The organism is Catenulispora sp. EB89, assembly GCF_041261445.1.
In the GTDB taxonomy this organism is placed as follows: domain Bacteria; phylum Actinomycetota; class Actinomycetes; order Streptomycetales; family Catenulisporaceae; genus Catenulispora.
This window is the reverse complement of sequence record NZ_JBGCCU010000002.1, coordinates 405,177-428,758: the sequence shown is the minus strand read 5'-3', so window position 1 is coordinate 428,758 and position 23,582 is coordinate 405,177. Positions and strand designations below refer to the sequence as shown.

Sequence of the window (23,582 nt, the reverse complement as noted above, 5' to 3'; positions counted from 1 at the left end):
GCGCGCAGCACCGCCCGGCCCGGCGCGGACCCGCTGGCCAGAGTGGGGACATGCGCGATGAACCCGATCCCCGCAGCGCCGTCGACGCCGGGCCGGACCGCAGCTGGGTGGCCGAGCAGCTCGCGGCGGCGCGGGCGCGGCAGGAGCCGGAGGGGGAGCCGGAGGTTCCGGCGCTCGGGGCGGCGTTGCGCGAGCTGGCTGCCGACTGGGGCGAGACGCTGCTCGTGGCGTGGAACGGGCCCTACGGCCGCGACCTGCGGCTGGCCGCGCGGGCCGGGGCGCACGCGGCGCTGGCCGCGATCGCCACGTGGCTCGCCGCCGTCACGATGTGCGTGGCCGTCTGGCTGGTCTCGGCGCCGAACACCGCGGGCATCACCGGGCCGCTGCGGGTCGGCGGCCAGCTGTGGCTGCTCGGGCACCACGCGGCGCTCGACGTGCCGGCCGGCCGGATCGCGCTGGCCCCGCTGGGCTTCACCGCGCTGGTGGTGTTCGCGCTCTGGCAGACCGCCGTCGCGCCGGTGGACCGGCCCGTGCACCTCGCCTACACCGCGTTCGGCGCCGCGACCGGCTACTGCCTGGTCGCCGCGCTCGTCGCTTCCGGGGCCGCGACCGGCGACGTGCATCCGGACACCGCGCAGGCCGTGCTCTTCGCGGTCCTGTTCGGCGCGTTGGTGCCGACGGCCGCGCGCTGGCGGCGGATCGCCGGGTTCTGCGACGCGCCGCGCTGGGTGTCCACCGCGGCCCGGGCGGCCGCGACCGCGGGCGCCGTGCTCATCGGCGGCGGAGCGCTGGCGCTGGCCGGGACGCTGATCGCGCACCTCCCCGAAGCCGGCTGGCCGCGCGGCATCGCCGACGTCGTCGGGATGTTCCTGCTCAGCCTCGCGGTCCTGCCGAACGCCGTCGCCTGGTCGGCCTCGTTCGTGCTCGGTCCCGGCTTCGCGGTCGGCACCGGGACCGGTGTCAGCGTCCTGAGTGCGAAGGTCGGTGCGCTGCCGGTGTTCCCGCTGCTCGGCGCCCTGCCGCGGAACGGCAGCCGGATCTTCCCGTACGACCTGGCGTTCCTCGTGCTGCCGGTGCTGGCCGGGGTGGCGCTGGCGCTGGTCGTGACGCGCGCCGGGCACCACGCGCTCGGCGACCGGGTCCGGGCGCTGAGCGCGGCGGCCGTCGTCGTGGCGCTGCTCGCCGGGCTGGCCGCGACGCTCTCCGGCGGCCCGCTGGCCGGCGGCCGCATGGCCACGCTGGGCCCCTCCGGCTGGCGCACGGCGGCGGCCACCCTCCTCCTCCTGGGGGTGACCGCCGCCGCGGTGGTGCTGGCTCCGCCGTTACTGCTGGCCGTACGGGGGCTGTCCGGACTGCCCGTAGGGCGGCTGCTGCCCGGGCTGCGGGGGGTAGGGCGGCTGCTGCACGCCGTAGCCGTACTCCGGCCCCGGCGCCGGGCGGAAGTAGGGCCCGGACTCGCCCTTCCAGACGAATATGATCGCCAGCAGGCCGACCAGCAGGGTGGCGACCGAGCTGATCTTGTCGATGACCGGGATCCAGCTGTTGGCCAGGTTGCTGATGCTGCCCAGGACGCCGATGCCGAAGAAGACGGTGGAGACGATGCGGGCGTAGTTGTGCCCGCCGCGGGTGGCCAGGGCCATCCAGAGCCAGAGCCCGGCGCCGATGAGGCCGCCGACGACGGCGCTGCCGATGAAGACGCCCTTGTCGCTGTTGATGGTGGTGTCGGAGTACCCGAGCGACCGCAGGTGGTCGTTGACGGTGTTGATCTGGGTGAGTCCGATGACCATGTTGATCAGGCCGATGCCCAGGCCGACGAACATCAGGTTGACGGCGATCCGGACTGAGTTCGGCATCGGAGGCTTCACCGGCGCCGGCGCGGCGTAGCCGTACGCGCCGCCGGGGTACGACGGGTACGCCGGATAGGCCGGCGGGGGAGTAGCAGAGCCGCCCTGCTGGGGGGCGTTCGGGTTCTGCCAGGGATCCTGGGACACGACGAGAGGCCTTTGCTGTCTGTGTGGATGTGTGCGTCGGACATCCACACAGTAGGGCTCGGCCAGAAGCGCGGAAACCCTATATAGGGTCGCCGCAACCTCCCCGTGATCTGCGATGATCGGCAGGTCTTTATGTACAGGGCTTGACTAGGTGGCGGTCAGCGCGACGTCGACATCCCGGTGCTGTTCTCCAGCTGCGTCAGGCACATCTTCTCGGCGACCTGGGTGTTCGCACCCTCCATGCACTTGGCGTAGTCCTTGAACGGCGTCCACCACACGATCGAGGCCACCAGCAGCAACCCGGCCAGCACCCCGGACACCGAGGCCGACACCATGCTGGCGGTGGCCTCCGAGGCGCGCTGGTGCTTCAGCGCCGCGGTCCGCTGCGCCGAGATCGACAGCACGAACGCCGCCACCGCGAACGCCAGTCCCGCCGCCGAGCCGACCATCCACGCCGGGAACGTCGCCAGGCCCTGGTAGATCGCCAGCATCGTGCACGCCGTCGAGCCCAGCGACAGCCCCAGGGCCCAGCGGGTCTTCATGTCCCGCTGCGGACGCTGCGGAGCCGGGGTCTCGCGCTGGTCGCGGTAGCGCCGGTCCGGGTCCTCGCGCGGGTCCGGACGCCGGTCCACCGGGCCGTACCGGTTCGGGTCGCCCCACGGGGCGTGCGGCTGCTCCGGTTCGCGCGGACGCTCCGTGCCCCAGGGCTGCACCGGTCCCGGACGCACCTGGCCGTACGGCTGCCGCGGCGGCGCGCCCCACGGGGCCGGCGGCACGGGCTGCCGGTCGTGCGCGTCCTCCGGCGGCGGCGCGAACGGGTTGTCCTCGACCGGAGCCGATCCGGACGTCCCACCCTGCTCATCCGGCTCAGCAGCCCCGACGCCACCTGCGCCGAGCCCGCTGTCCGTCGGCGTGGGCCGCTGCTCGGCATCGGTCACGGAAGTCCTCCGGGTTATCGTGGACATGATCGGTTCATCGCTGGTCGGCTGGCGGGCTACGCCCCGTCCGCCCACTATCGTTGCCTATGGCGACCCCGCCCGTCCAAGTGGGATGGGTCCGACCGGCAGACAACAGCAAACACCTATGAGGAGGCCGCGGTCGTGGTCCACCCCGAAGGAACGAAGAGCCCACCGGGGCTCGTGCACCACCGCCCGGGCGCGCCGGCGAGGATCGTGGTCCTCGTCTCCGGTTCGGGCACGAATCTGCAGGCGTTGATCGACGCGGAGAACGCCGGGAAAGCGCAGCGGGCCGAGACGGTCCAGCAGGCGGAAAACGCCGAGCGGGCCCAGCCCGCCGCCCCCGCGTTCGGCGCCACCATCGTGGCCGTCGGCGCGGACCGCACCGGCATCCAGGGCCTGGAACGCGCCGAACAGGCCGGCATCCCCACCTTCGCGCTTCGCGTCAAGGACTTCGCCACCCGCGAGGACTGGGACCGCGCGCTGCGCGACAAGGTCGCCGAGTACGAGCCGGACCTGGTGGTCTCGGCCGGCTTCATGAAACTGCTCGGCCCGGACTTCCTGGCCGCCTTCGACGGCCGCGTCATCAACACCCACCCCGCGCTCTCGCCGAGCTTCCCCGGCATGCACGGCCCGGCCGACGCGCTGGCCTACGGCGTGAAGGTCACCGGCTGCACGGTCTTCTTCGTCGCCGGCGGCGTCGACGACGGCCCGGTGGTGGCGCAGGCCGCCGTGCCGGTCGAGTCCGACGACGACGTGGCGAGCCTGCACGAGCGCATCAAGACGGCGGAACGGGCGCTGCTCGTGGACGTCGTGGGCCGGCTGGCCCGCCAAGGCTGGACCATCGACAACCGAAAGGTCACTTTCCAGTGAGCAGCACTGAGGACATCCGCCCGATCAAGCGCGCGCTGGTCAGCGTGTATGACAAGACCGGGCTTGAGGAGCTGGCGCGCGGCCTGCACGCCGCCGGGGTCGCCCTGGTCTCCACCGGTGGCTCGGCGAAGCTGATCCGCGACCTGGGGATCCCGGTCACCGAGGTGGCCGAGCTCACCGGCTTCCCGGAGTGCCTGGACGGCCGGGTCAAGACCCTGCACCCGAAGGTGCACGCCGGCATCCTGGCCGACCTGCGGCTGGACGACCACCGCAAGCAGCTTGCCGAACTCGGCGTGGAGCCCTTCGACCTGGTCGTGGTGAACCTCTACCCGTTCACCCAGACCGTCGGCTCCGGCGCCGCCCCCGACGAGTGCGTCGAGCAGATCGACATCGGCGGCCCCTCGATGGTCCGCGCCGCGGCGAAGAACCACCCGAGCGTGGCCGTCGTGGTCAACCCGGCCCACTACGGCGCGGTGCTGACCGCGGTGGACGGCGGCGGCTTCACCTTCGCCCAGCGCAAGCGCCTGGCCGCCGAGGCCTTCGCGCACACCGCCGAGTACGACACCGCGGTCGCCAGCTGGTTCGCCTCGGCGTACGCGCCCGACGGCGAGTCCCGCTTCCCCGACTTCCTGGCCAGCACCTACGAGCGCAAGGCCGTCCTGCGCTACGGCGAGAACCCGCACCAGGGCGCCGCGCTCTACGTCAGCGAGGGCGAGCAGGACACCCTGGCCACCGCCGAGCAGCTGCACGGCAAGGAGATGTCGTACAACAACTACGTGGACACCGACGCGGCCATCCGCTCGGCCCACGACTTCGAAGAAGCCTGCGTCGCGATCATCAAGCACGCCAACCCCTGCGGTATCGCCGTCAGCTCCGCCGGGGACATCGCGGAGGCGCACCGGCTGGCCAACGAGTGCGACCCGGTCTCGGCCTTCGGCGGCATCATCGCCGCCAACCGCACCGTCACCAACGCGATGGCGCTCCAGGTCAACGAGGTCTTCACCGAGGTCATCTGCGCTCCGGACTACGAGCCGGAGGCGCTGGAGACGCTGAAGACCAAGAAGAACATCCGGATCCTGAAGACCGGCAGCCGCAACCGCCGCAAGCTGGAGTTCCGCCAGATCTGCGGCGGCCTGCTGCTCCAGGACGGCGACCTGTACCAGGCCGAGGGCGACGACCCGGCGACCTGGACGCTGGCCAGCGGCGCGCCGGCCGACGAGCAGACCTTCGCCGACCTGGTCTTCGCCTGGCGCGCGATCCGCTCGGTGAAGTCCAACGCGATCCTGCTGGCCTCCGGCGGCGCCTCCGTCGGCGTCGGCATGGGCCAGGTCAACCGGGTCGACTCGGCCAAGCTCGCGGTCCAGCGGGCCGGCGGCAAGGCGCGCGGCTCGGTCGCGGCCTCCGACGCCTACTTCCCGTTCCCCGACGGTTTCGAGGTCCTGGCCGAGGCCGGGGTCAAGGCCGTGGTGCAGCCCGGCGGCTCGGTCCGCGACGAGCTGGTGATCGAGGCGGCGCGCAAGGCCGGCGTCACCATGTACATGACCGGCACCCGGCACTTCACCCACTAAAGGAGGCGAGAACCCTTATGACCGCACACGCTTCTCATACGGCACAGATTCTGGACGGCAAGGCCACCGCCGCCACCATCAAGAGCGAGCTGTCGGTGCGCGTGGAAGCGCTCAAGCTGCGCGGCATCGTGCCCGGCCTGGCCACGCTGCTGGTCGGCGACGACCCGGCGTCGGCGTCCTACGTGCGCAGCAAGCACCGCGACTGCGCGCAGGTCGGCATCGCCTCGATCCAGCGCCAGCTGCCCGCGACCGCGTCCCAGGCGCAGGTCGCCGAGGCCGTGGCCGAGCTGAACGAGGACCCGGCCTGCACCGGCTACATCGTGCAGCTGCCGCTGCCCAAGGGCATCGACGAGAACGCCATCCTGGAGCTCGTCGACCCGGACAAGGACGCCGACGGCCTGCACCCGACCAACCTCGGCCGGCTGGTGCTCGGCGCCCCGGCGCCGCTGCCGTGCACCCCGCTGGGCATCGTCGAGCTGCTGCGCCGGCACGACGTGGCGATCGCCGGGGCCGAGGTGGTGATCGTCGGCCGCGGCATCACCGTGGGCCGGCCGCTGGGCCTGCTGCTGACCCGGCGCAGCGAGAACGCGACCGTGACGCTGTGCCACACCGGCACCCGCGACCTGGCCTTCCACACCCTGAAGGCGGACATCGTGGTGGCCGCCGCCGGGGTGCCGAACCTGATCACCGCCGACCTGGTGAAGCCGGGCGCGGCGGTACTCGACGTCGGTGTGTCGCGCGGCGAGGGCGGATTGGCCGGCGACGTCGCGGACGACGTGCGCGACGTCGCGGGCTGGGTGTCGCCGAACCCCGGCGGCGTCGGGCCGATGACCCGCGCGATGCTGCTGAACAACGTGGTGGAGATCGCGGAGCGGCAGCTCTGAGGTAGCTCTCACACAGTTCTGACGCGTCGCTATTGACGGTTGATCAGATCACCCCTACAAGGGGGGACATGTCCGGTGACCATCGGGACCTGTCCCCCCTTGATGATTTCCCGTTCCATCAGACCTCGGAGTCGATGGCGCACGTGGCCACCTCCGACCGGAACTTCTACGACCGCTACTACTTCAACCTCCACCACCGCACCGACGACCTGTTCATGGCGCTGGGAGTGGGGCAGTACCCGAACCTCGGGGTGACCGACGCCTTCGCGGCGATCGTTCACCGGGGCGTCCACCGAGTCGTCCGGGCCTCGCGCGAGCTCGGGACCGACCGCGGCGACCTGTCCGTGGGCCCGTTCCGCATCGAGGTGCTGGAGCCGCTGAACCGGCTGCGGGTGGTGCTGGAGCCGGGGGAGTACGAGCTCTCCTTCGACCTGCTCTGGACCGGCGCGATCCCGGCGACGCGGGAGCCGCGGCAGTTCGTGCGGCGCAGCGGCCGGGTGTGGATGGACTCGGTGCGGCTGGCCCAGACCGGATTCTGGGCGGGCACGCTGCGCGTCGGCGATGACGAACTCGCCGTCACCCCCGACACCTGGTGGGGCTCGCGTGACAGGTCCTGGGGCATCCGGCCGGTCGGCGAGGCCGAGCCGGCCGGGATCCAGGGCAAGGACGGGGTGCCGCCGACGTTCCACTGGGTCTACGCGCCGATGCAGTTCGACGACTTCTCGATCCTGGTGATCGCGCAGGAGGACGAGGACGGCGGCCGGGTCCTGGAGGAAGCCGTGAAGGTCTTCGCCGACGGCCGTCCCGCCGAGGCGCTGGGCCGTCCGGAGCTGGAGCTGCACTACACGTCCGGCACCCGCGACGTGCGGACGGCGGCGGTGACCTTCGCCGGCCGCGCCGAGCGGGTCCGGGTGACCCAGCTGATCCCGTTGCATATGGCGGTCGGCAGCGGCTACGGCCTGGACGCCGACTGGCGGCACGGGATGTATCAGGGCCCGGACCTGGTCGTGCAGCAGGTACGGATGCCGGCCGAGGAGGCGGCGGCGAAGTCCGGGATGTTCGGCATCACCGAGCGGCTCTCGCGCTTCGAGTACGACGGGCCCGAGGGCGTGCGCACCGGGTTCGGCCTGTTCGAGACGCTGTTCATCGGCGCGCACCGGCCCAGCGGGTTCGCCGACTGGCTGGCCGTGGCGCCGTAGCGCGCTCGTTACAGATAGCGGACGTGGTGGTCATCCGGCGCAAGTAGAGTTGCGCCATGCCCGCGAACAACCGTCCCCCCGGGGTCTCCTTCGGCCGTCAAGTCGTCGCCGAGTGGCCGATCCTGGCGGTGCTGGCCGGCTTCGGCTTCGGCATGACGGTGATACTGCACAACGAGGTCTTCCAGGGTGCCGCGGTGATGGGGATGTCGCTGCTGCTGGCCGCCGGGCTGCGGCTGTTCCTGCCCACCCGGGTGGCCGGGACGCTGGCCGTCCGCCGCCGTGCGATCGACGTCGGCACCTACACGGTCGTCGGCACCACGCTGGTGGTGCTGGGGCTGCTGGTGCAGGGGATCTTCTCGAACTGAGCCCGTGTGTCGCCTTGGTCACCATCGGCCACCATCGGTCCGACACCGCTTGGCGATCCGCGGGCGCGGCCATGTATCTTGAGGTCGAGATAATTCTTCCCGATCCGTAAGGACGATCCGCCATGGCCTACTCCGGTCCCAAGATCAAGGTCGCGAACCCCGTCGTCGAGCTCGACGGCGACGAGATGACCCGGATCATCTGGCAGTTCATCAAGGACTCGCTGATCCTGCCCTACCTGGACGTCGACCTGAAGTACTTCGACCTGGGCATCGAGCACCGCGACGCCACGGACGACCAGGTCACCGTGGACGCCGCGAACGCGATCAAGCAGTACGGCGTGGGCGTCAAGTGCGCCACCATCACCCCGGACGAGGCACGGGTCGAGGAGTTCGGCCTGAAGAAGATGTGGAAGTCGCCGAACGGCACCATCCGCAACATCCTCGACGGCGTGATCTTCCGCGAGCCGATCGTCATCAGCAACATCCCGCGCCTGGTCCCGGGCTGGACCAAGCCGATCGTCGTGGGCCGCCACGCCTTCGGCGACCAGTACCGCGCCACCGACCTGAAGGTCCCCGGCGAGGGCACCCTGACCCTGACCTTCACCCCGAAGGACGGCGGCGAGCCGATCGAGCTCAACGTCTTCGACTTCCCGGGCTCCGGCGTCGCGCTGGCCATGTACAACCTGGACGAGTCGATCCGCGGCTTCGCCCGCGCCTCGATGCGCTACGGCCTCAACCGCGGCTACCCGGTGTACCTCTCCACGAAGAACACGATCCTCAAGGGCTACGACGGCCGGTTCAAGGACATCTTCCAGGAGGTCTTCGACACCGAGTTCAAGGCCGAGTTCGACAAGGCGGGCCTGACCTACGAGCACCGCCTGATCGACGACATGGTGGCCTCCGCGCTGAAGTGGGAGGGCGGCTACGTCTGGGCGTGCAAGAACTACGACGGCGACGTCCAGTCCGACACCGTCGCGCAGGGCTTCGGCTCCCTGGGCCTGATGACCTCGGTCCTGATGGCCCCCGACGGCAAGACCGTCGAGGCCGAGGCGGCGCACGGCACCGTGACCCGCCACTACCGCCAGCACCAGCAGGGCAAGCCCACCTCCACCAACCCGATCGCCTCGATCTACGCGTGGACCCAGGGCCTGGCCTACCGGGGCAAGTTCGACAACACCCCCGAGGTCGTGAAGTTCGCCGAGACCCTCGAGCGCGTCTGCGTCGAGACGGTCGAGGAGGGCAAGATGACCAAGGACCTGGCGCTGCTGATCTCGCCGGACCAGCCGTACCTGACCACGCAGGAGTTCCTCGCCGCGATCGACGAGAACCTGCAGAAGGCGATGGCCTCGGCGTAAGTCCAGCCCGCACCGCACGTAAGAGGTGCGCGACCTGATGGTCGCGCACCTCTTGGTTTTCCGGGCTTCGCGTTCCGCGCTTCGCGTTCGTTTTCCCGGCTTCGCGGAAGCCGCCCCTCAGCTCGCCGGCGTGTACGTCACGATCACCGCGCCGTTGTTGCCGAACCCCGGCGAGGCCAGAACCGGCCCGGGTCCCGCGCCGAACGTCGCGCTCGGCGGCTGCGAGCCGCCGCCGGTGCCGCCGTTCCCGCCGTTCGGGGCGGTGCCGCCCTCACCGTCGCCGAGGGCGGCGAGCGTGCCGCCGCCGTCGCCGCCGAACACCGTGAAGACGCCGTCGTTGGAGGCGCCCCGGCCGCCGTTGTCGCCGGTGACGTTCTGCACCGCCGCGATCTGCGTGCCGTCCTGCTTGCAGACGCCGCCCGCGCCCCCGATGCCGGGGTCCCCGCCGTAGCCGCCCTCGTGCTGGTCCAGCTGCCCGGCGCCGCCTCCGCCGCCGCCGAAGGCGTAGGCCATGGTGGCGCCGGAGCCGAAGCTGCTCGCGCCGCCGCCCCCGCCTCCGCCGCCGCCCGGGGTCTGGTCGGTGGTGCCCGGACCGCCGACGCCGCCGGAGCCGCGGACCACGCCGCCGCCCCGGCCGCCGGTGCCGCTGGAGATCCGGTCCGGCGTGGACGCGCCGGTCCCGCCGCCTCCGCCGCCGCCGCCCTTCGAGCCGCCGGCGGCGCCGGCCGCGTCGGTCGGCGACCGGTCCGCGCCCGGCGTGCCGCCGTCCACCCCGGCGCCCGCGGTCGGGGCGGTGTCGGGGTCGCCCTGGCTGCCCCCGCTGCCGCCGGCGCCGCCGACCACGATGTCGTACTTGGTGCCGGGCGTCACGGTGAACCGGCAGGTCACCAGCCCGCCCTCGCCTCCGCCTCCGCCGCCCCAGGCCTGCAGGCCCGGCGCGGTGCTGTCGCCGCCGCCTCCGCCTCCGCCGCCGGACACGGTCACCTCGATCTGGGTGACCCCGACCGGGACGGTGAACACGCCGTTCTCGGTGAAAAAGTTGGTCTGCGGCCCGGACGCCGCGCGGGCCGAAGCCGCGGGCAGCAGGACGAGTCCGGCCAGGGCCGCCACGGCGACGGCCGCGACCCCCCGGCGGGTGTGACGGCGGGGCGTGAACCGCTCCACGGGCGTGCCTCCCGATCCCTGAGTTCTGATGTCGGACGTCACGATACGGCGGAATATACGCAGATTGATGTACATTTCGCCATGAAAGTGACAATTGGGTCGAATGGCCCCATGCCCCGAACGGACCGGAGCTGCCATGCGTGTTCGAACAAAGGCCATGGCCGGCCTGGCGACCTTCGCCAGCGCGGCCGCGATGGCGGCGGTCTGGGGGCCGCCGGCGTTCGCGGACAGCCCCGCGGTGGCGCCGTCGGTGCTCGCGATCATCGCGCATCCCGACGACGACCTGTTGTTCTTCGAGCCGGACATGAAGGAGGACTACAACCTCCCCAGCACCAGCGTGTACGTGACCGGCGGCGACGCCACCAACCACGCCGGCCCGAACAAGGAGTTCCCGAGCACCTGCGCCTATTCGGAGAGCCGGTTCAACGGGCTGCGGGCCGCGCACTCGCGCGGGGTGCAGAACCCCACCTGGAGCAGGAACGCCATCACGGTCGACGGCCACGTCATCGAGGAGGACACCCTCGACCAGCGGCCCTCCACCAAGCTCGTGTTCCTGCGCCTGCACGAGGCCGGCGACGGGAACTTCAAGTCCGGCGAGAACGGCTTCCAGAACGTCTACGACCTCTTCTCCTACCCCAAGGAGGGGCTGCGGGAGATGTCAGAGGGCAGCGACCCGCAGGACGGCAACGACTGCGACCAGCAGTGGGCGCACCAGTACTACAGCCACGACGACATGCTCAACACGCTCGGCGCGCTGATGGCCCGCTACCAGGCCAGCACGGTCCTGTCCCTGGACCCCAACGTCGGCTACAACTACGAGCGGAACATCGACCACATCGGTGTGACCCGGTTCGTCGGCGTCACGTCGCAGAGCTGGCACGGTCCCGGCGGCCGGGGCCACCTGCTGCTGCGCGACTACCGGGACTACACGGTCAACGTCGACCCGGCGGATCTGGACCCCGGCACCGCCGACGACAAGCAGCAGGAGTTCCTCGCCTACGTCGGACCCAACCGCAATCCGAACGGCGGCCGCTACAGCGGCAAGAACGACCCGGAGCCCGATCCCTACAACGACTTCTACTCGGGGTTCACGCACCGCCAGTACCCGCGCTGGACCAACGGCGTGGACTGGGCGGCCCTGGACTCCGCCGGCCGGCTGAACGCGGTCGCGATGCTGGACAACAAGGTGCAGGTCTGGCGGGAGAACAGCTCGGGCGGTTCCTGGACCGGTCCGACCGCGGTGCCCGGCAGCGTCCCGCTGGCCCCGGCCCTGAGGCTGGTCAAGGACGGATCCGGCACCCTGCACATCGTCGGCGTCCGGCTGTCGGACGAGCAGATCGTCAGCACCGCGCAGACCTCCTCGGGCGGCTGGGGGCCGTGGACCGTGCTGGGGAACCCCAACCCGGACCCGGAGCATGAGGCGCTGACCGGCAACCCGGCCGTGGTGGCCGAGCGCGACGGCCGGCTGACCGTGTTCGTGCGGAACTGGGGCAGCGGCGTCAGCGCCCTGAAGCAGAACCCGAACGGGACCTGGCCGCGGGACTGGACCGACATCAAGGGCTACCAGGTGCGGGACGACGTGACCGCGGGCCTGGCCCCGGACGGGCACGTCGAGCTGTTCGCACCGGCCATCGGCGGCCTGCTGCACTGGAGCGAGACCCCGAACGGCGCCTATCCGATCGACCGGGTGCCGGTCGGCCCGCCGACCGCGGGACCGGTCGGCATCAGCCGCAACGCCGACGGCCGCATGGAGATCTTCTACGTCGAGGGCGGCGGCACCGGCAAGGTCGCCACGCAGTGGCAGCGGCCCACCGGGTTCTGGACGACCACGCCCGGCGTCATCGGCCCGGTCGGGCTGGAAGCCGTCTCGGCGAACGCCGGCGGCGACGGCCGCATGACGGCGGCCACCCGCAACGGCGGCGGCGGGGTGAGCCTGATGGTCCAGGGCGCGCCCAACGTCGGCTTCAGCACCTTTCCGGACCTGGGCAACGTGGTGATCGGCGCGCCGGTGGTGGTGCTGGACGGCCGGGGCCGGCAGGCGGTGCTGGCCTTCGAGCGGGACGGCGCGCTGCACACGGCGCGGCAGACGGCGCCCGGCGCGGGAAGCCCGTACGGGGCGTGGGAGCTGGCAGGGAACTGATTCCGCGGTCCTCGTGAAGCGGCCCCGGACGGTCTGTCCGGGGCCGCTTCACGTCGTATTCAGCTCAGCACTGTCGCGTTCGGCTTCAGCCGCGCGCGAGCCGCCGATCGGCCAGCTCGGCCAGCAGCGCGGCCCCGTCGCCGAGCACCGAGTCGTCGAAGTCGGCCAGCGGGCTGTGGTTCGACGCCGCGCTCGTGTAGTCGTCCTTGGTGCACGCGCCGAGGAACGCGTAGGTCCCCGGCACCTCCTCCAGCACCCGGGAGAAGTCCTCGGCGCCGGGGTTCGGGTTGGCGATCCGGGAGAACCGCTCCTCGCCGTGCACCTCGCGCACGACCTCCTCCAGGAAGTCGACCTCGGGCGCGTGGTTCACGGTCGGCGGGTACTGCTCCTTGTAGGTGATCTCCACGGCGCAGCCGTAGGCCGCGGCCAGGCCCTGGAACAGCTCCGGCACCGTCTCCAGCAGCCGGGACCGGGACTCGCGGGAGAACGAGCGCATCGTCACGTGGAAGGTGGCGTCGTCCGGGATGATGTTCGCCGCGGTGCCGGCGTGGAACTCGCCGACGGTGATCACCACCGGGTCGAAGATGTCGAACTTGCGGGTCACCAGCGACTGCAGCGCCACCACCATCTCGCACGCCACCGGGACCGGGTCCTTGCCGGTGTGCGGCCGCGAGCCGTGGGCGCCGGCTCCGCGCACCGTCACCGCGATCTCGTCGGCCCCGGCCATGAAGGTGCCGGCGCGGGAGACGAAGTGGCCGCGCGGCAGGCGGTCGGACATCACGTGCATGCCGTAGGCGGCGACCACGCGCGGACCGGCGGCGTCCAGCACGCCCTCGCGGATCATGTGCCCGGCGCCGTCGTCGCCCTCCTCGCCGGGCTGGAACATGAACACCACGTCGCCGGCCAGCCGGTCGCGGTGCGCGCTCAGCAGTTTCGCCGCGCCGACCAGCATGGCGGTGTGCAGGTCGTGGCCGCAGGCGTGCATGGTCGGGCCGGCGGCGGCGAAGTCCCGGCCGGTCTTCTCCACCACCGGCAGCGCGTCCATGTCGCCGCGCAGCAGCACGGCCTGCCTGGCGGCCGTCCCGGAACCCGCGGCGCCCTCGGCCGCCGGCTTCGTCCCGCGCAGCACGGCCGTCACCGAGTTCAGCTCGGTGCCCAGGGTGATCTCCAGCGGCAGGCCCTCGAGCGCGGCCAGGACCCGCTCCTGGGTGCGGGGCAGGTTCAGGCCGATCTCGGGTATGCGGTGCAGGTCGCGGCGCAGCCGGACCAGGTCCTCCTGCAGGCCCTCGGCGTCATCGGTGTAGGTCATGCTGCCATCCTGCACCGCCTGTCCAGACCTGGGCGGGTGAGGGCCGGGGCTGGTAGGCGACCCCTACTGGCTCCTGCTGACCGCTACCCCATCGGCACCGGCTGCAGGATGTTGAACCGGGCGCCGAACTGGTCGGTGAGCGCCGCCAGCCGTCCGGGCGGGGCGTCGGCGGCCGGGATCAGGACCGTGCCGCCGGAGCCCGTCACGCGCTCGACGGTCCGGTCGGCGTCGGCCACCATGAAGTAGGGGATCCACTTCTCGTCCTGGATCGGCACCTGGTCGGTGATCGTCATGATCCCGCCGAACGCGGCCAGCGGATCGCCGGGCCGGGTCGTCCACATGTCGTAGCCGCCGCCCTCCGGCGCGCCCTCCATGTACGGCTCGACGTTCCACCCGAACAGCGCCGGATAGAACGCCTTCGCCGCGGCCGGGTCGCGGGTCCACAGCTCGGCCCACAGCATCGTGTCGTCGACGCAGCAGGTCTCGAAGCCGGTGGTCCCGCCGGGCTGCCAGAGCGCGAACTCGGCGCCGCTGGGATCGGTGAGCTGGGCGAAGGAGCCCTCGCCGGGGACTTCCATGACCGGGACGCGCACCTTGGCGCCTCCGGCCTCGGCGGCGGCCACGGACGCGGCGGCGTCGGCGACCCGGACGTACGTCGTCCAGTCCGGCTTCGCGGCCGGATCGCTCAGGCCGCCGAGCCCGGCGACGGACTTGCCGTCCTTGCGCAGCGACCAGTAGCCGGGGCCGTCCGGGGAGTCCGGCATCAGCTGCTCGGAGGTCCAGCCGAAGACCCGGCCGTAGAACTCGGCCGAGGCGCCGGGATCGGGGGAGCCGAGATCGATCCAGCCGGGCAGGTTCGGGGTGTCGTCAGAGGTGATCATGAGCGGGCCTTCCTCGTTCTCGGGCGTGCGGCGGGGCGGCGACGCACGCACCGCGCGAACCGTTGTGAGGTGCATCACGTCGTTATGCCCGAGTCTTCCACTCGCCACCGACAGCCACGAACCGTGCACGGAGCGGAATCATCCGCTTCCGGCGTATGTCTGCTTTCTCACAGGCGTCGGAGCTACCGGAGAGAAACCACGCAGGTACTCCAGGAGTAGCCTGTGGGCTGGCAACACATCCATACGGAACCTTCACATAAACGCAGGAGCCACAAGCGATGTCCCGCACCCCCGTCAACGTCACCGTGACCGGCGCGGCCGGCCAGATCGGCTACGCCCTGCTGTTCCGCATCGCCTCCGGCCACCTGCTGGGCCCGGACGTGCCGGTGAAGCTGAACCTGCTGGAGATCCCGCAGGCGGTCAAGGCCGCCGAGGGCACGGCGATGGAGCTGGTCGACTCCGCGTTCCCGCTGCTGGCCGGCATCGACATCCACGACAACCCCAAGGACGGCTTCACCGGCGCCAACGTGGCGCTGCTGGTCGGCGCCCGCCCCCGCACCGCCGGCATGGAGCGCGGCGACCTGCTGGAGGCCAACGGCGGCATCTTCAAGCCGCAGGGCGAGGCGATCAACGCGCACGCCGCCGACGACATCAAGGTCCTGGTGGTCGGCAACCCGGCCAACACCAACGCCCTGATCGCCGCCGCGCACGCGCCGGACGTCCCGAAGTCCCGCTTCACCGCGATGACCCGCCTGGACCACAACCGCGCCCTGGGCCAGCTCGCGCTGAAGACCGGCGCCCCGGTCAGCGAGATCACGAACATGACCATCTGGGGCAACCACTCCGCGACCCAGTACCCGGACGTGTTCCACGCCAGGATCGCCGGCAAGAACGCCGCCGAGGTCATCAACGACCAGGACTGGATCGAGAAGGACTTCATCCCGACCGTCGCCAAGCGCGGCGCGGCGATCATCGAGGCGCGCGGCTTCTCCAGCGCCGCCTCCGCCGCCAACGCGGCCCTGGACCACGTCCACACCTGGGTCAACGGCACCGCCGAGGGCGACTGGACCTCCATGGGCGTCGTCTCCGACGGCAGCTACGGCGTGCCGGAGGGCCTGGTCTCCTCCTTCCCGGTGACCACGAAGAACGGCGAGTGGAGCATCGTCCAGGGCCTGGACATCGACGCCTTCTCGCGGTCCCGCATCGACGCCTCGGTCAACGAGCTCGCCGAGGAGCGCGACGCGGTGAAGCAGCTCGGCCTGATCTGAGCGTTCTGATCAGCGCGGTCTGATCTGCGCGGCTTGATCTGCGTTCTGACCTGCGTGGTCTGATTTGAGCACTCGACGGCCCGGTGTCCTGTTGTGGACACTGGGCCGTTCTCTGTAGCTCAGACCGTCGGATCGCGCGCCAGCAACCGCGTCAGCACCAGCGCCGACCGCGTCCGCTGGATCTCCGGCTCCCGCCGGATCCGCTCCAGCGCCTCCTCCAGGTGCCGCATGTTCTCGGCCACGAGGTGCAACAGCGCGTCGGCGTCCCCGGTGATCGTGTACGCGGCGACCACCTCGGGATGCCGGGCCACGCACTCCCTGATCACGTCCGGCGAGGTCCGGTCCCCGCAGTAGACCTCGACGAAGGCCTCAGTGGTCCAGCCCAGGGCGGTCCGGTCGACGATCACCGAGAACCCGCGGATCGCGCCGTCCGCGCGCAGCCGGTCGACGCGCCGCTTCACCGCCGACGCCGACAACCCCACCTCCGCTCCGACCTCGGCGAACGACGCGCGCGCATCGCGCCGCAGAACGTCGATGATCGAGCGGTCGAGGCTGTCCATGCCCTGAGATTAGCGGTCCGCGGCTTCGTAGCCCCGGATCCCTGATTCCGGATGCCGCCACCCGGCACGCGCACTCAGACTGCCGCTCGGCAGCCACAAGGTCCCGGCACCGGCCAGCGCTACAACGGCTCCGGCCACCTGGACCGGCGCGACCCCGACCCGCCCCGCGGCGAACCCGCCGAGCAACGCGCCGGCCGGGATCGCCCCGAACACCGCGGCCTGCTGGAAGGCCGCGACCCGGCCCTGCATCTCCGGCGGCGCCGCGAGCTGCCGCGCCGTGGTCATCGCGATGGCCCACACCGTGGCGAGCAGCCCGAACGCGAACTGGTACGCGATCAACGTCTCGAACGGCAGCCCCAACGCCGCGGCCGGCATCAGGAACAGCGCCGCGGCCGCACCGACCGCGCAGTACTTCACCGACTCAGCCAGCCCGAAGCCCTTCGCCACCCGTTTGGTCACCAGCACCCCCAACGCTGACGCGGTCGCGAACACCGCGAACGTGACACCCAGCTGCCAGCTCCGCAGATGCAGCTTGTCGGTGGCGTAGAACACGAAGAAGCCTCCGGTCACCGCACCGCCGAAGTTCAGCGCCCCGGCCGCGGTGACTTGGCGCCGCAACACGTGGTCGTCGGCGATGACGCGGAATCCCTCGCGCACACCCTGCAACCACGGCTCCCGCTCCGTTTTCCGCGCCCCCGCGACGTTCAACGCCGCCGGCAGCAGGCACAGCAGGACCGCCTCCACCGCGAAGGCCACGCTGTCGCCCAACAGCGCGTCGGACGTCCCGAACCAGGCCACGAACAGCCCGCCGATCGCCGGCCCGCCGATCTGCCCCGCGGTCCGCGCCCCCGACAAGCCGACATTCGCGTCGAGCAACTGATCCGCTGCGACCGCGCGCGGCAACGCGGCCTGCAAGGCGACGGTCAGCGTCGTCGCGAACGTCCCCGATCCCAGGGCCACCGCGTACAGCACAGCCCACGAGAGCCACCCGGATGCGTCCGCGACCGGCACCACCGCCAGCAACAGCCCCTGCGCGACCGTCAGCGCGATCAGCAGCCGCCGCAACCGCGACCGGTCCACCAGCAAGCCGACGAACGGACTGAGCACCGCGCCCGGCAGGAATGTCAAAGCCATGAGTGCCGAGGCTCCGAACGGCCCGGCGTGCAGCCGCACCACCGCGGTCAGCGGCAGCGCGACCGCGGTTATCTGCCGCCCCACCGACCCGGCCACCTGGTCCGCGCACAGCACGAGGAACGAGCGATTGCGGCGAAGGGGTGACGTCATCAGTTCATTGAAGACGACCCGGGCCGACTGTGCGCGGACCGCGCTTCCTGAGAAATCCGGCTTCCAGTGCGACTAAAACGTCGCAGCGAGCGTCTAAGGAAACGAAGCCGCGCCCGCAGCGGGCCGTACCCCCGCCGCGAGCGCGGCCGATCACGCCGCGCGGACCCGGCCGCCGAGGCCGGGTCCGTCGCGACCGACAGACAGTATCAACCCAGAGCGCTCTGTAGTTGAAGCACCGCCCAGTCCAGGTCCTCGGCGGTCACCACGAGCGGCGGCGCCATGCGGATGGTCGAGCCGTGGGTGTCCTTGGCCAGGACCCCGCGCGCCATCAGGCGTTCGGAGATCTCGCGGCCGGTGCCGAACGAGGGGTCGATGTCGACGCCCGCCCACAGCCCGCGCCCGCGGACCTCGCGCACCATCTCCGTCGGCAGCTTCGCCAGCGCCTGGTGCAGGTGCGCGCCCAGCGTGCGGGCCCGCTCCTGGTACTCGCCGGTGGCCAGCAGCCCGACCACCGCGCGGCCGACCGCGCAGGCCAGCGGGTTGCCGCCGAAGGTGGAGCCGTGCTCGCCGGGGTGGAACACGCCGAGCACGTCGCGGTCGGCGACCACCGCCGACACCGGCAGGATGCCGCCGCCGAGCGCCTTGCCCAGGATGTAGACGTCCGGGACGACGTCCTCGTGGTCGCAGGCGAAGGTGTATCCGGTCCGCCCCAGCCCGGACTGGATCTCGTCGGCCATCATCAGGATGCCGCGGCGCGTGCAGATCTCGCGGACCGCCGCCAGGTAGCCGTCCGGCGGCACCAGGACGCCGGCCTCGCCCTGGATCGGCTCCAGGAGGATCGCGACGGTGTCATCGGTGATGGCCGCCTCGATCGCCGAGGCGTCGCCGTACGGCACGGAGACGAAGCCCGGGGTGAACGGCCCGAACTCGTTGCGCGCGTCGGGGTCGGTGGAGAACGACACGATGGACAGCGTCCGGCCGTGGAAGTTGCCCTCGCAGGTGATGATCTGCGCGCGGTCCTCCGGGACGCCCTTGACCTGGTACCCCCACTTGCGGGCGGTCTTCAGCGCGGTCTCCACGGCCTCGGCCCCGGAGTTCATCGGCAGCGCCGCCTCCTTGCCGCACAACGCGGACAGCTCGGCGACGAACGGCCCGAACTGGTCGTGGTGGAACGCCCGCGAGGTCAGCGTCACCCGGCCCAGCTGCTCGCGGGTCGCGGCCAGCAGCACCGGGTTGCGGTGCCCGAAGTTCAGCGCCGAGTACCCGGCGAGCATGTCCAGGTAGCGGTTGCCGTCGACGTCGGTCACCCAGGCTCCGTCGGCCTCGGCGATCACCACCGGCAGCGGGTGGTAGTTGTGCGCGGTGTGCGCGTCGGACTGCGCGATCAGCTCCTGGGCCCGGGCCGAGGGCGGATTCCGCGGCCTCGCGCCGGCCTGCGCCTTGAAGGTGCCCGAGCCCGGCTCGGTGTCGCGGCCGGTGTCAGAGATCGTGGTCACGGTACGGACCCCTTTCAGCTTCTGAGCTCCAGCGTGCAGCACTTGACCGAGCCGCCCGCCTTGAGCAGTTCGGACAGGTCCACGCCGATCGGCTGGTAGCCGCGCTCGGCGAGCCGGGCCGCCAGGCCCGTGGCGGCCTGCGGCAGCAGGACGTGCAGGCCGTCGGAGACCGCGTTCAGCCCGAAGACGGCGGCGTCCTCGGCGGTGGCCACGACCGCGTCCGGGTACAGCGTGCGCAGGACGGCCTGCGAACCCGGCGAGAAGGCCTCGGGGTAGTAGGCGATGGTCTCCTTGTCGAGCACCGCGATCGCCGTGTCCAGGTGGTAGTAGCGCGGGTCGACCAGGCGCAGCCCGATCACCGGCATCCCGAAGAACTCCTGCGCCTCCAGGTGCGCGTTCGGGTCGGACCGGAAGCCGTGGCCGGCCAGGATCCAGTCGCCGGCGTAGAGGAAGTCGCCCTCGCCCTCGTTGATGAACTGCGGGTCGTGGATCTCGGCGAAGCCGTTCTTGCGGAACCACTCCATGTAGGCCGGGCCCTCGGCCTGGCGTTCCTCGTTGCGGAAGGAGGCGCCGAGCACCTTGCCGCCCACGACGGTCGCGCCGTTGGCCGCGAACACCATGTCCGGCAGGCCCTCGATCGGCTTGATGGTCTCCACCTGGTGGCCGAGGTCCATGTAGGCGTCACGCAGGGCCTCCCACTGGCGCGCGGCCAGCGAGGCGTCGACCGGTTCGTCCGGGTGCATCCAGGGGTTGATCGAGTAGGTGACCGCGAAGTGGTCCGGCGGGCACATGAGATACCGGCGCGGGATCGCCACGCGCTGTGCCGCCGAAGGCGCGAGGAGTGTCTCGGGGATCATGCAACCTGAGCATAAGTACGGTGTTTTCCCTGCTCAAGCAGCCTTCATTGCGTGTCGTCGCACGATCGTTGCGAAGATCCGGCGGTCACAGGCGTTTCATTGCGCCACTGGCGTCCCGACTGCCGGAGTCCCGCGCTCCCTACAATCAACGGGGTGAGCCCGATTCTCGTGTCCATCCTGGTCGTCCTGGCGCTGATCCTCATCGAGGCGCTGTTCGTCGCGTCCGAGATCGCGCTCGTTTCGTTGCGTGAGAGCCAGCTGGAGGCCATGGTCCAGCAGGGCCGCCGCGGCCAGGCGGTGGCCAAACTGGTGCGCGACCAGAACCGCTGGCTGGCCACGGTGCAGATCGGCGTCACGCTGACCGCGCTGCTGTCCTCCGCCTACGGCGCGATCACCCTGTCCGAGAGCGCCAAGCGCGGCCTGATCAGCGCCGGCCTCGGCAAGGGCCTGGCCGGGTTCGTCGGCGTCGTCGGCGTCACCCTGGTCATCACCTTCGTGACCCTGGTGATCGGCGAGCTCGCGCCCAAGCGGCTGGCGCTGCAGCGGCCCGAGCCCACGGCGCGCGCGGTCGCGCCGTTCCTGAACCGGATGGCCGCGGTGGTGCGGCCGTTCATCTTCCTGCTCTCGGTGTGCACCAACGGCGTGGTGCGGCTGTTCGGCGGTGACCCCGACGTGGGCCGGGAGGCGGTGTCCTCCGAGGAGCTGCGCCTGATGGTGGCCGGGAACGAGACGCTGAACAGCGACGAGCGCGAGCTGATCGACGAGATCTTCGACGCCGGCGACCGGCAGCTGCGCGAGGTGCTGGTGCCGCGAACCGAGGTCACGTTCCTGGACGGCCAGCTGCCGATCCGGCAGGCGGCCCGGATCGCCGCCTCCGAGCCGCACTCGCGCTACCCGGTGATCGAGGGCTCGGCGGACAACGTCATCGGGTTCGTGCACGTGCGCGACTTCCTGAACCCGGAGCTGGCCGGGCGCTCGATCCGGCTGGAGGAGATCGCCCGGCCGGTGAAGATGCTGCCGACCTCCAAGCAGGTGCTCTCGGCGCTTTCGGAGATGCGCGCGGAGTCCACACACCTGGCGATCGTCGTCGACGAGTACGGCGGCACCGCCGGCATCGTCACCCTGGAGGACCTGATCGAGGAGCTGATCGGCGACATCCAGGACGAGTACGACGTCGGCCAGGCCGGCACCACCCGGCTGGTCGGCGGGGTGATGGAGGTCGACGGCCTGCTGAACCTGGACGACTTCATGGACGAGACCGGGATCGAGCTGCCCGACGGCCCGTACGAGACCGCGGCCGGGTTCATCGTGGCCCAGCTCGGGCGGCTCCCGGCGCTCGGCGACGAGGTGGTGGTCGCCTTTGACGCCGTCCCCGGCGCGCACGGCGCGGGTTCGGAGGACGCCGACGAGGACGTCGAGCGCGAGATCCACCGCTCCCAGCTGCGGGTGGCCGAGATGGACGGCCGGCGCATCGCGCGGATCCGGATCACGCGGATGCCCGAGGGCGGCGCGGCGGAGGCGGCCGGCGCCGATGCTCCCGCCGATGCCGAGGGTGCCGACGCCCCGGCCGCCGAAGTGTCGGTCGCCGAAGCGCCGGTCGCGCAGACGCCCGCCGCCGAAGCCCCCGCCGCCGAGGCACCCGCGGGCAGCCCGGAATCCGCCACAGATATCACCTCCGGTGATCATTCGAACACTGATGGTGGCGGCCAGGTCGGCCAGGCCGGTGCGGGTGAGGAGATCCCGGGAGAACCCGATCAAAGCGAGCCGCGGATCTGAGAGAATGGGGCCCATGGCAGCCGCTCCCCAGTCCTCCGGTCGCAAGCGCGTCTTCTCCGGCATCCAGCCGACCGCCGACTCGTTCCACGTCGGGAACTACCTCGGCGCGATCCGGCAGTGGGTGCCCCTGCAGGAGACCCACGAGACCATCTACTGCGTCGTGGACCTGCACGCGATCACGGTCGAGCAGGACCCGAAGCTGCTGCGCCAGCGCACCCGGGTGGCCGCGGCGCAGCTGATGGCGGCCGGGATCGACCCCGGGCGCAGCACCTTGTTCGTGCAGAGCCACGTGCCCGAGCACGCGCAGCTGGCCTGGGTCCTGACCTGCATGACCGGCTTCGGCGAGGCCAGCCGGATGACCCAGTTCAAGGACAAATCGGGCAAGCAGGGCACCACCAACACCAACGTGGGCCTGTTCACCTACCCGATGCTGATGGCCGCCGACGTGCTGCTGTACAACGCCGACGAGGTCCCGGTCGGCGAGGACCAGCGCCAGCACCTGGAGCTCACCCGGGACCTGGCGCAGCGCTTCAACGGCCGCTACGGCGACTACTTCACGGTCCCGGACCCGTACATCATCAAGGCCACCGGCAAGATCACCGACCTGCAGGACCCGGGCGCGAAGATGTCGAAGTCGGCCTCCTCGCCGGCCGGCATCATCGAGCTGCTGGACGATCCGAAGGTCTCGGCCAAGAAGATCCGCTCCGCGGTCACCGACACCGAGCGCGAGATCCGCTACGACGAGGAGAACAAGGCGGGCGTCTCCAACCTGCTGTCGATCTACGCGGCGCTGGACGGCCGGAGCATCCCCGAACTGGAGACCGCCTACGAGGGCAAGGGCTACGGCGACCTGAAGAAGGACCTGGCCGAGGTCTTCGTCGACTTCGTGACCCCGTTCCGGGAGCGTACGCAGGCCATCCTGGCCGAGCCGGACAAGCTCGACGCGGTCCTGGCCGAGGGCGCCGCCAAGGCCCGCACCATCGCGACCCGGACCCTGTCCGAGGTCTACGACCGAGTCGGGTTCCTGCCCGCGGCGGGGAACTGACGGTGGGCGGCGTGTCGGATCCGCTCGCGGCGACCTTCGCCGGGGCCAATCCCTTCGCGTCCGGGGCCCGGGGGGCGGACACCGTGACCATCGGCGTCGCGGTCCCGATCCCCGAGCCGTACGGCACCGAACTGCAGAAGTGGCGCGCGTCGTTCCACGACCCGATGGCCCTGGCGATCCCGACGCACGTGACCCTCCTGCCGCCGAGCGAGGTCGACCGCGAGGACCTGCCGGGCATCGAGGACCACCTGGCCAAGGCGGCGTCCTCCGGCCGGCCGTTCTCGATGCTGCTGCAGGGCACCGGCACCTTCCGCCCGATCTCCCCGGTGACCTTCGTCCGGGTGGCCCAGGGCGCCGAGGAGTGCGCCGCCACCGAGGCCCTGGTCCGCTCCGGCATACTCGCGGGCGAGGCGCGCTTCCCGTACCACCCGCACGTGACGGTGGCCCACGAACTCCCCGAGGACGCGCTCAGCCGCGCCCAGGACACGCTCGCGGGCTACGAGGCCCGCTTCCCGATCACCGGGTTCGCGCTCTACCTGCACGGCGACGACGGCGTGTGGCGGGTCCGGCGGTTGTTCCCCTACGGGGGCTGAGTCCTCGGCTGCCGCCCG

The 23,582-nt window shown here is 71.4% G+C and carries 20 protein-coding genes; 12 read left to right on the top strand and 8 right to left on the bottom strand.

Annotated features, from left to right (window positions below):
- Positions 1-50: 50 nt before the first annotated feature.
- Positions 51-1,844, top strand: a complete 1,794-nt coding sequence (locus ABH920_RS05445) for a DUF6350 family protein (protein ID WP_370347431.1) — start codon at positions 51-53, stop codon at positions 1,842-1,844.
- Between the two features lie 305 nt (positions 1,845-2,149).
- On the opposite strand, the gene ABH920_RS05440 is transcribed toward ABH920_RS05445, so the two are convergent.
- Entirely contained in the window at positions 2,150-2,956 is an 807-nt protein-coding gene (locus ABH920_RS05440; protein WP_370347429.1) for a hypothetical protein, read from the bottom strand.
- A gap of 135 nt (positions 2,957-3,091) precedes the next feature.
- Here ABH920_RS05440 and purN point away from each other — a divergent pair, with 135 nt between their 5' ends.
- The 6 genes from purN to ABH920_RS05410 all read left to right on the top strand — a co-directional run bounded on the left by purN (position 3,092) and on the right by ABH920_RS05410 (position 9,191).
- Positions 3,092-3,820 carry a phosphoribosylglycinamide formyltransferase gene (gene purN, locus ABH920_RS05435; RefSeq protein WP_370347427.1) on the top strand — a complete coding sequence of 243 codons (729 nt, stop codon included), beginning with the start codon at positions 3,092-3,094 and terminating at the stop codon, positions 3,818-3,820.
- Positions 3,817-5,388, top strand: coding sequence for a bifunctional phosphoribosylaminoimidazolecarboxamide formyltransferase/IMP cyclohydrolase (gene purH, locus ABH920_RS05430; protein ID WP_370347425.1), 1,572 nt, complete (start codon positions 3,817-3,819; stop codon positions 5,386-5,388). Before purN ends, purH begins: the two co-directional genes overlap by 4 nt.
- 17 nt (positions 5,389-5,405) lie before the next feature.
- Positions 5,406-6,272, top strand: a complete 867-nt coding sequence (locus ABH920_RS05425) for a bifunctional methylenetetrahydrofolate dehydrogenase/methenyltetrahydrofolate cyclohydrolase (protein WP_370347423.1) — start codon at positions 5,406-5,408, stop codon at positions 6,270-6,272.
- A gap of 68 nt (positions 6,273-6,340) precedes the next feature.
- Positions 6,341-7,471 (top strand): hypothetical protein, encoded by a 1,131-nt coding sequence (locus tag ABH920_RS05420; protein ID WP_370347421.1) that lies wholly within the window; start codon positions 6,341-6,343, stop codon positions 7,469-7,471.
- A 56-nt stretch (positions 7,472-7,527) separates the two neighbouring features.
- On the top strand, positions 7,528-7,836 hold the full coding sequence (locus tag ABH920_RS05415) for a DUF3017 domain-containing protein (protein WP_370347419.1): 309 nt from the start codon (positions 7,528-7,530) through the stop codon (positions 7,834-7,836).
- A 122-nt stretch (positions 7,837-7,958) separates the two neighbouring features.
- Positions 7,959-9,191, top strand: a complete 1,233-nt coding sequence (locus ABH920_RS05410; protein WP_370347417.1) for an NADP-dependent isocitrate dehydrogenase — start codon at positions 7,959-7,961, stop codon at positions 9,189-9,191.
- 117 nt (positions 9,192-9,308) lie between these two features.
- Here ABH920_RS05410 and ABH920_RS05405 read toward each other — a convergent pair whose 3' ends face one another.
- Positions 9,309-10,355 (bottom strand): hypothetical protein, encoded by a 1,047-nt coding sequence (locus ABH920_RS05405; RefSeq protein ID WP_370347415.1) that lies wholly within the window; start codon positions 10,353-10,355, stop codon positions 9,309-9,311.
- 136 nt (positions 10,356-10,491) lie between these two features.
- On the opposite strand from ABH920_RS05405, the gene ABH920_RS05400 reads away from it, so the two are divergent.
- Positions 10,492-12,495, top strand: a complete 2,004-nt coding sequence (locus tag ABH920_RS05400) for a hypothetical protein (RefSeq protein ID WP_370347413.1) — start codon at positions 10,492-10,494, stop codon at positions 12,493-12,495.
- Between the two features lie 85 nt (positions 12,496-12,580).
- Here ABH920_RS05400 and ABH920_RS05395 read toward each other — a convergent pair whose 3' ends face one another.
- Both ABH920_RS05395 and ABH920_RS05390 read right to left on the bottom strand, forming a co-directional pair.
- Positions 12,581-13,804, bottom strand: coding sequence for a M20 family metallopeptidase (locus ABH920_RS05395; RefSeq protein ID WP_370347411.1), 1,224 nt, complete (start codon positions 13,802-13,804; stop codon positions 12,581-12,583).
- Positions 13,805-13,887: 83 nt separating this feature from the next.
- The gene (locus ABH920_RS05390; RefSeq protein ID WP_370347409.1) at positions 13,888-14,685 is read right to left on the bottom strand and encodes a VOC family protein; all 798 of its coding nucleotides are present in this window, start codon (positions 14,683-14,685) and stop codon (positions 13,888-13,890) included.
- Between the two features lie 278 nt (positions 14,686-14,963).
- Between ABH920_RS05390 and ABH920_RS05385 the strand changes: the two genes are divergently transcribed.
- On the top strand, positions 14,964-15,953 hold the full coding sequence (locus ABH920_RS05385; RefSeq protein ID WP_370347406.1) for a malate dehydrogenase: 990 nt from the start codon (positions 14,964-14,966) through the stop codon (positions 15,951-15,953).
- 119 nt (positions 15,954-16,072) lie between these two features.
- Here ABH920_RS05385 and ABH920_RS05380 read toward each other — a convergent pair whose 3' ends face one another.
- The 4 genes from ABH920_RS05380 to ddaH form a co-directional block, all read right to left on the bottom strand.
- Positions 16,073-16,513, bottom strand: coding sequence for an Lrp/AsnC family transcriptional regulator (locus ABH920_RS05380; RefSeq protein ID WP_370347404.1), 441 nt, complete (start codon positions 16,511-16,513; stop codon positions 16,073-16,075).
- 9 nt (positions 16,514-16,522) lie between these two features.
- The gene (locus ABH920_RS05375; protein ID WP_370347402.1) at positions 16,523-17,797 is read right to left on the bottom strand and encodes an MFS transporter; all 1,275 of its coding nucleotides are present in this window, start codon (positions 17,795-17,797) and stop codon (positions 16,523-16,525) included.
- Positions 17,798-18,003: 206 nt separating this feature from the next.
- Entirely contained in the window at positions 18,004-19,185 is a 1,182-nt protein-coding gene (gene rocD, locus ABH920_RS05370; protein ID WP_370348000.1) for an ornithine--oxo-acid transaminase, read from the bottom strand.
- Positions 19,186-19,307: 122 nt separating this feature from the next.
- Entirely contained in the window at positions 19,308-20,150 is an 843-nt protein-coding gene (gene ddaH, locus ABH920_RS05365) for a dimethylargininase (protein WP_370347400.1), read from the bottom strand.
- 153 nt (positions 20,151-20,303) lie between these two features.
- On the opposite strand from ddaH, the gene ABH920_RS05360 reads away from it, so the two are divergent.
- The 3 genes from ABH920_RS05360 to ABH920_RS05350 are packed head-to-tail and all read left to right on the top strand — an operon-like array spanning position 20,304 to position 23,564.
- The gene (locus ABH920_RS05360; RefSeq protein ID WP_370347398.1) at positions 20,304-21,926 is read left to right on the top strand and encodes a hemolysin family protein; all 1,623 of its coding nucleotides are present in this window, start codon (positions 20,304-20,306) and stop codon (positions 21,924-21,926) included.
- A gap of 4 nt (positions 21,927-21,930) precedes the next feature.
- Positions 21,931-22,971 (top strand): tryptophan--tRNA ligase, encoded by a 1,041-nt coding sequence (trpS, locus tag ABH920_RS05355; RefSeq protein WP_370347396.1) that lies wholly within the window; start codon positions 21,931-21,933, stop codon positions 22,969-22,971.
- Between the two features lie 2 nt (positions 22,972-22,973).
- Positions 22,974-23,564, top strand: coding sequence for a 2'-5' RNA ligase family protein (locus ABH920_RS05350; protein ID WP_370347394.1), 591 nt, complete (start codon positions 22,974-22,976; stop codon positions 23,562-23,564).
- Positions 23,565-23,582: the final 18 nt, after the last annotated feature.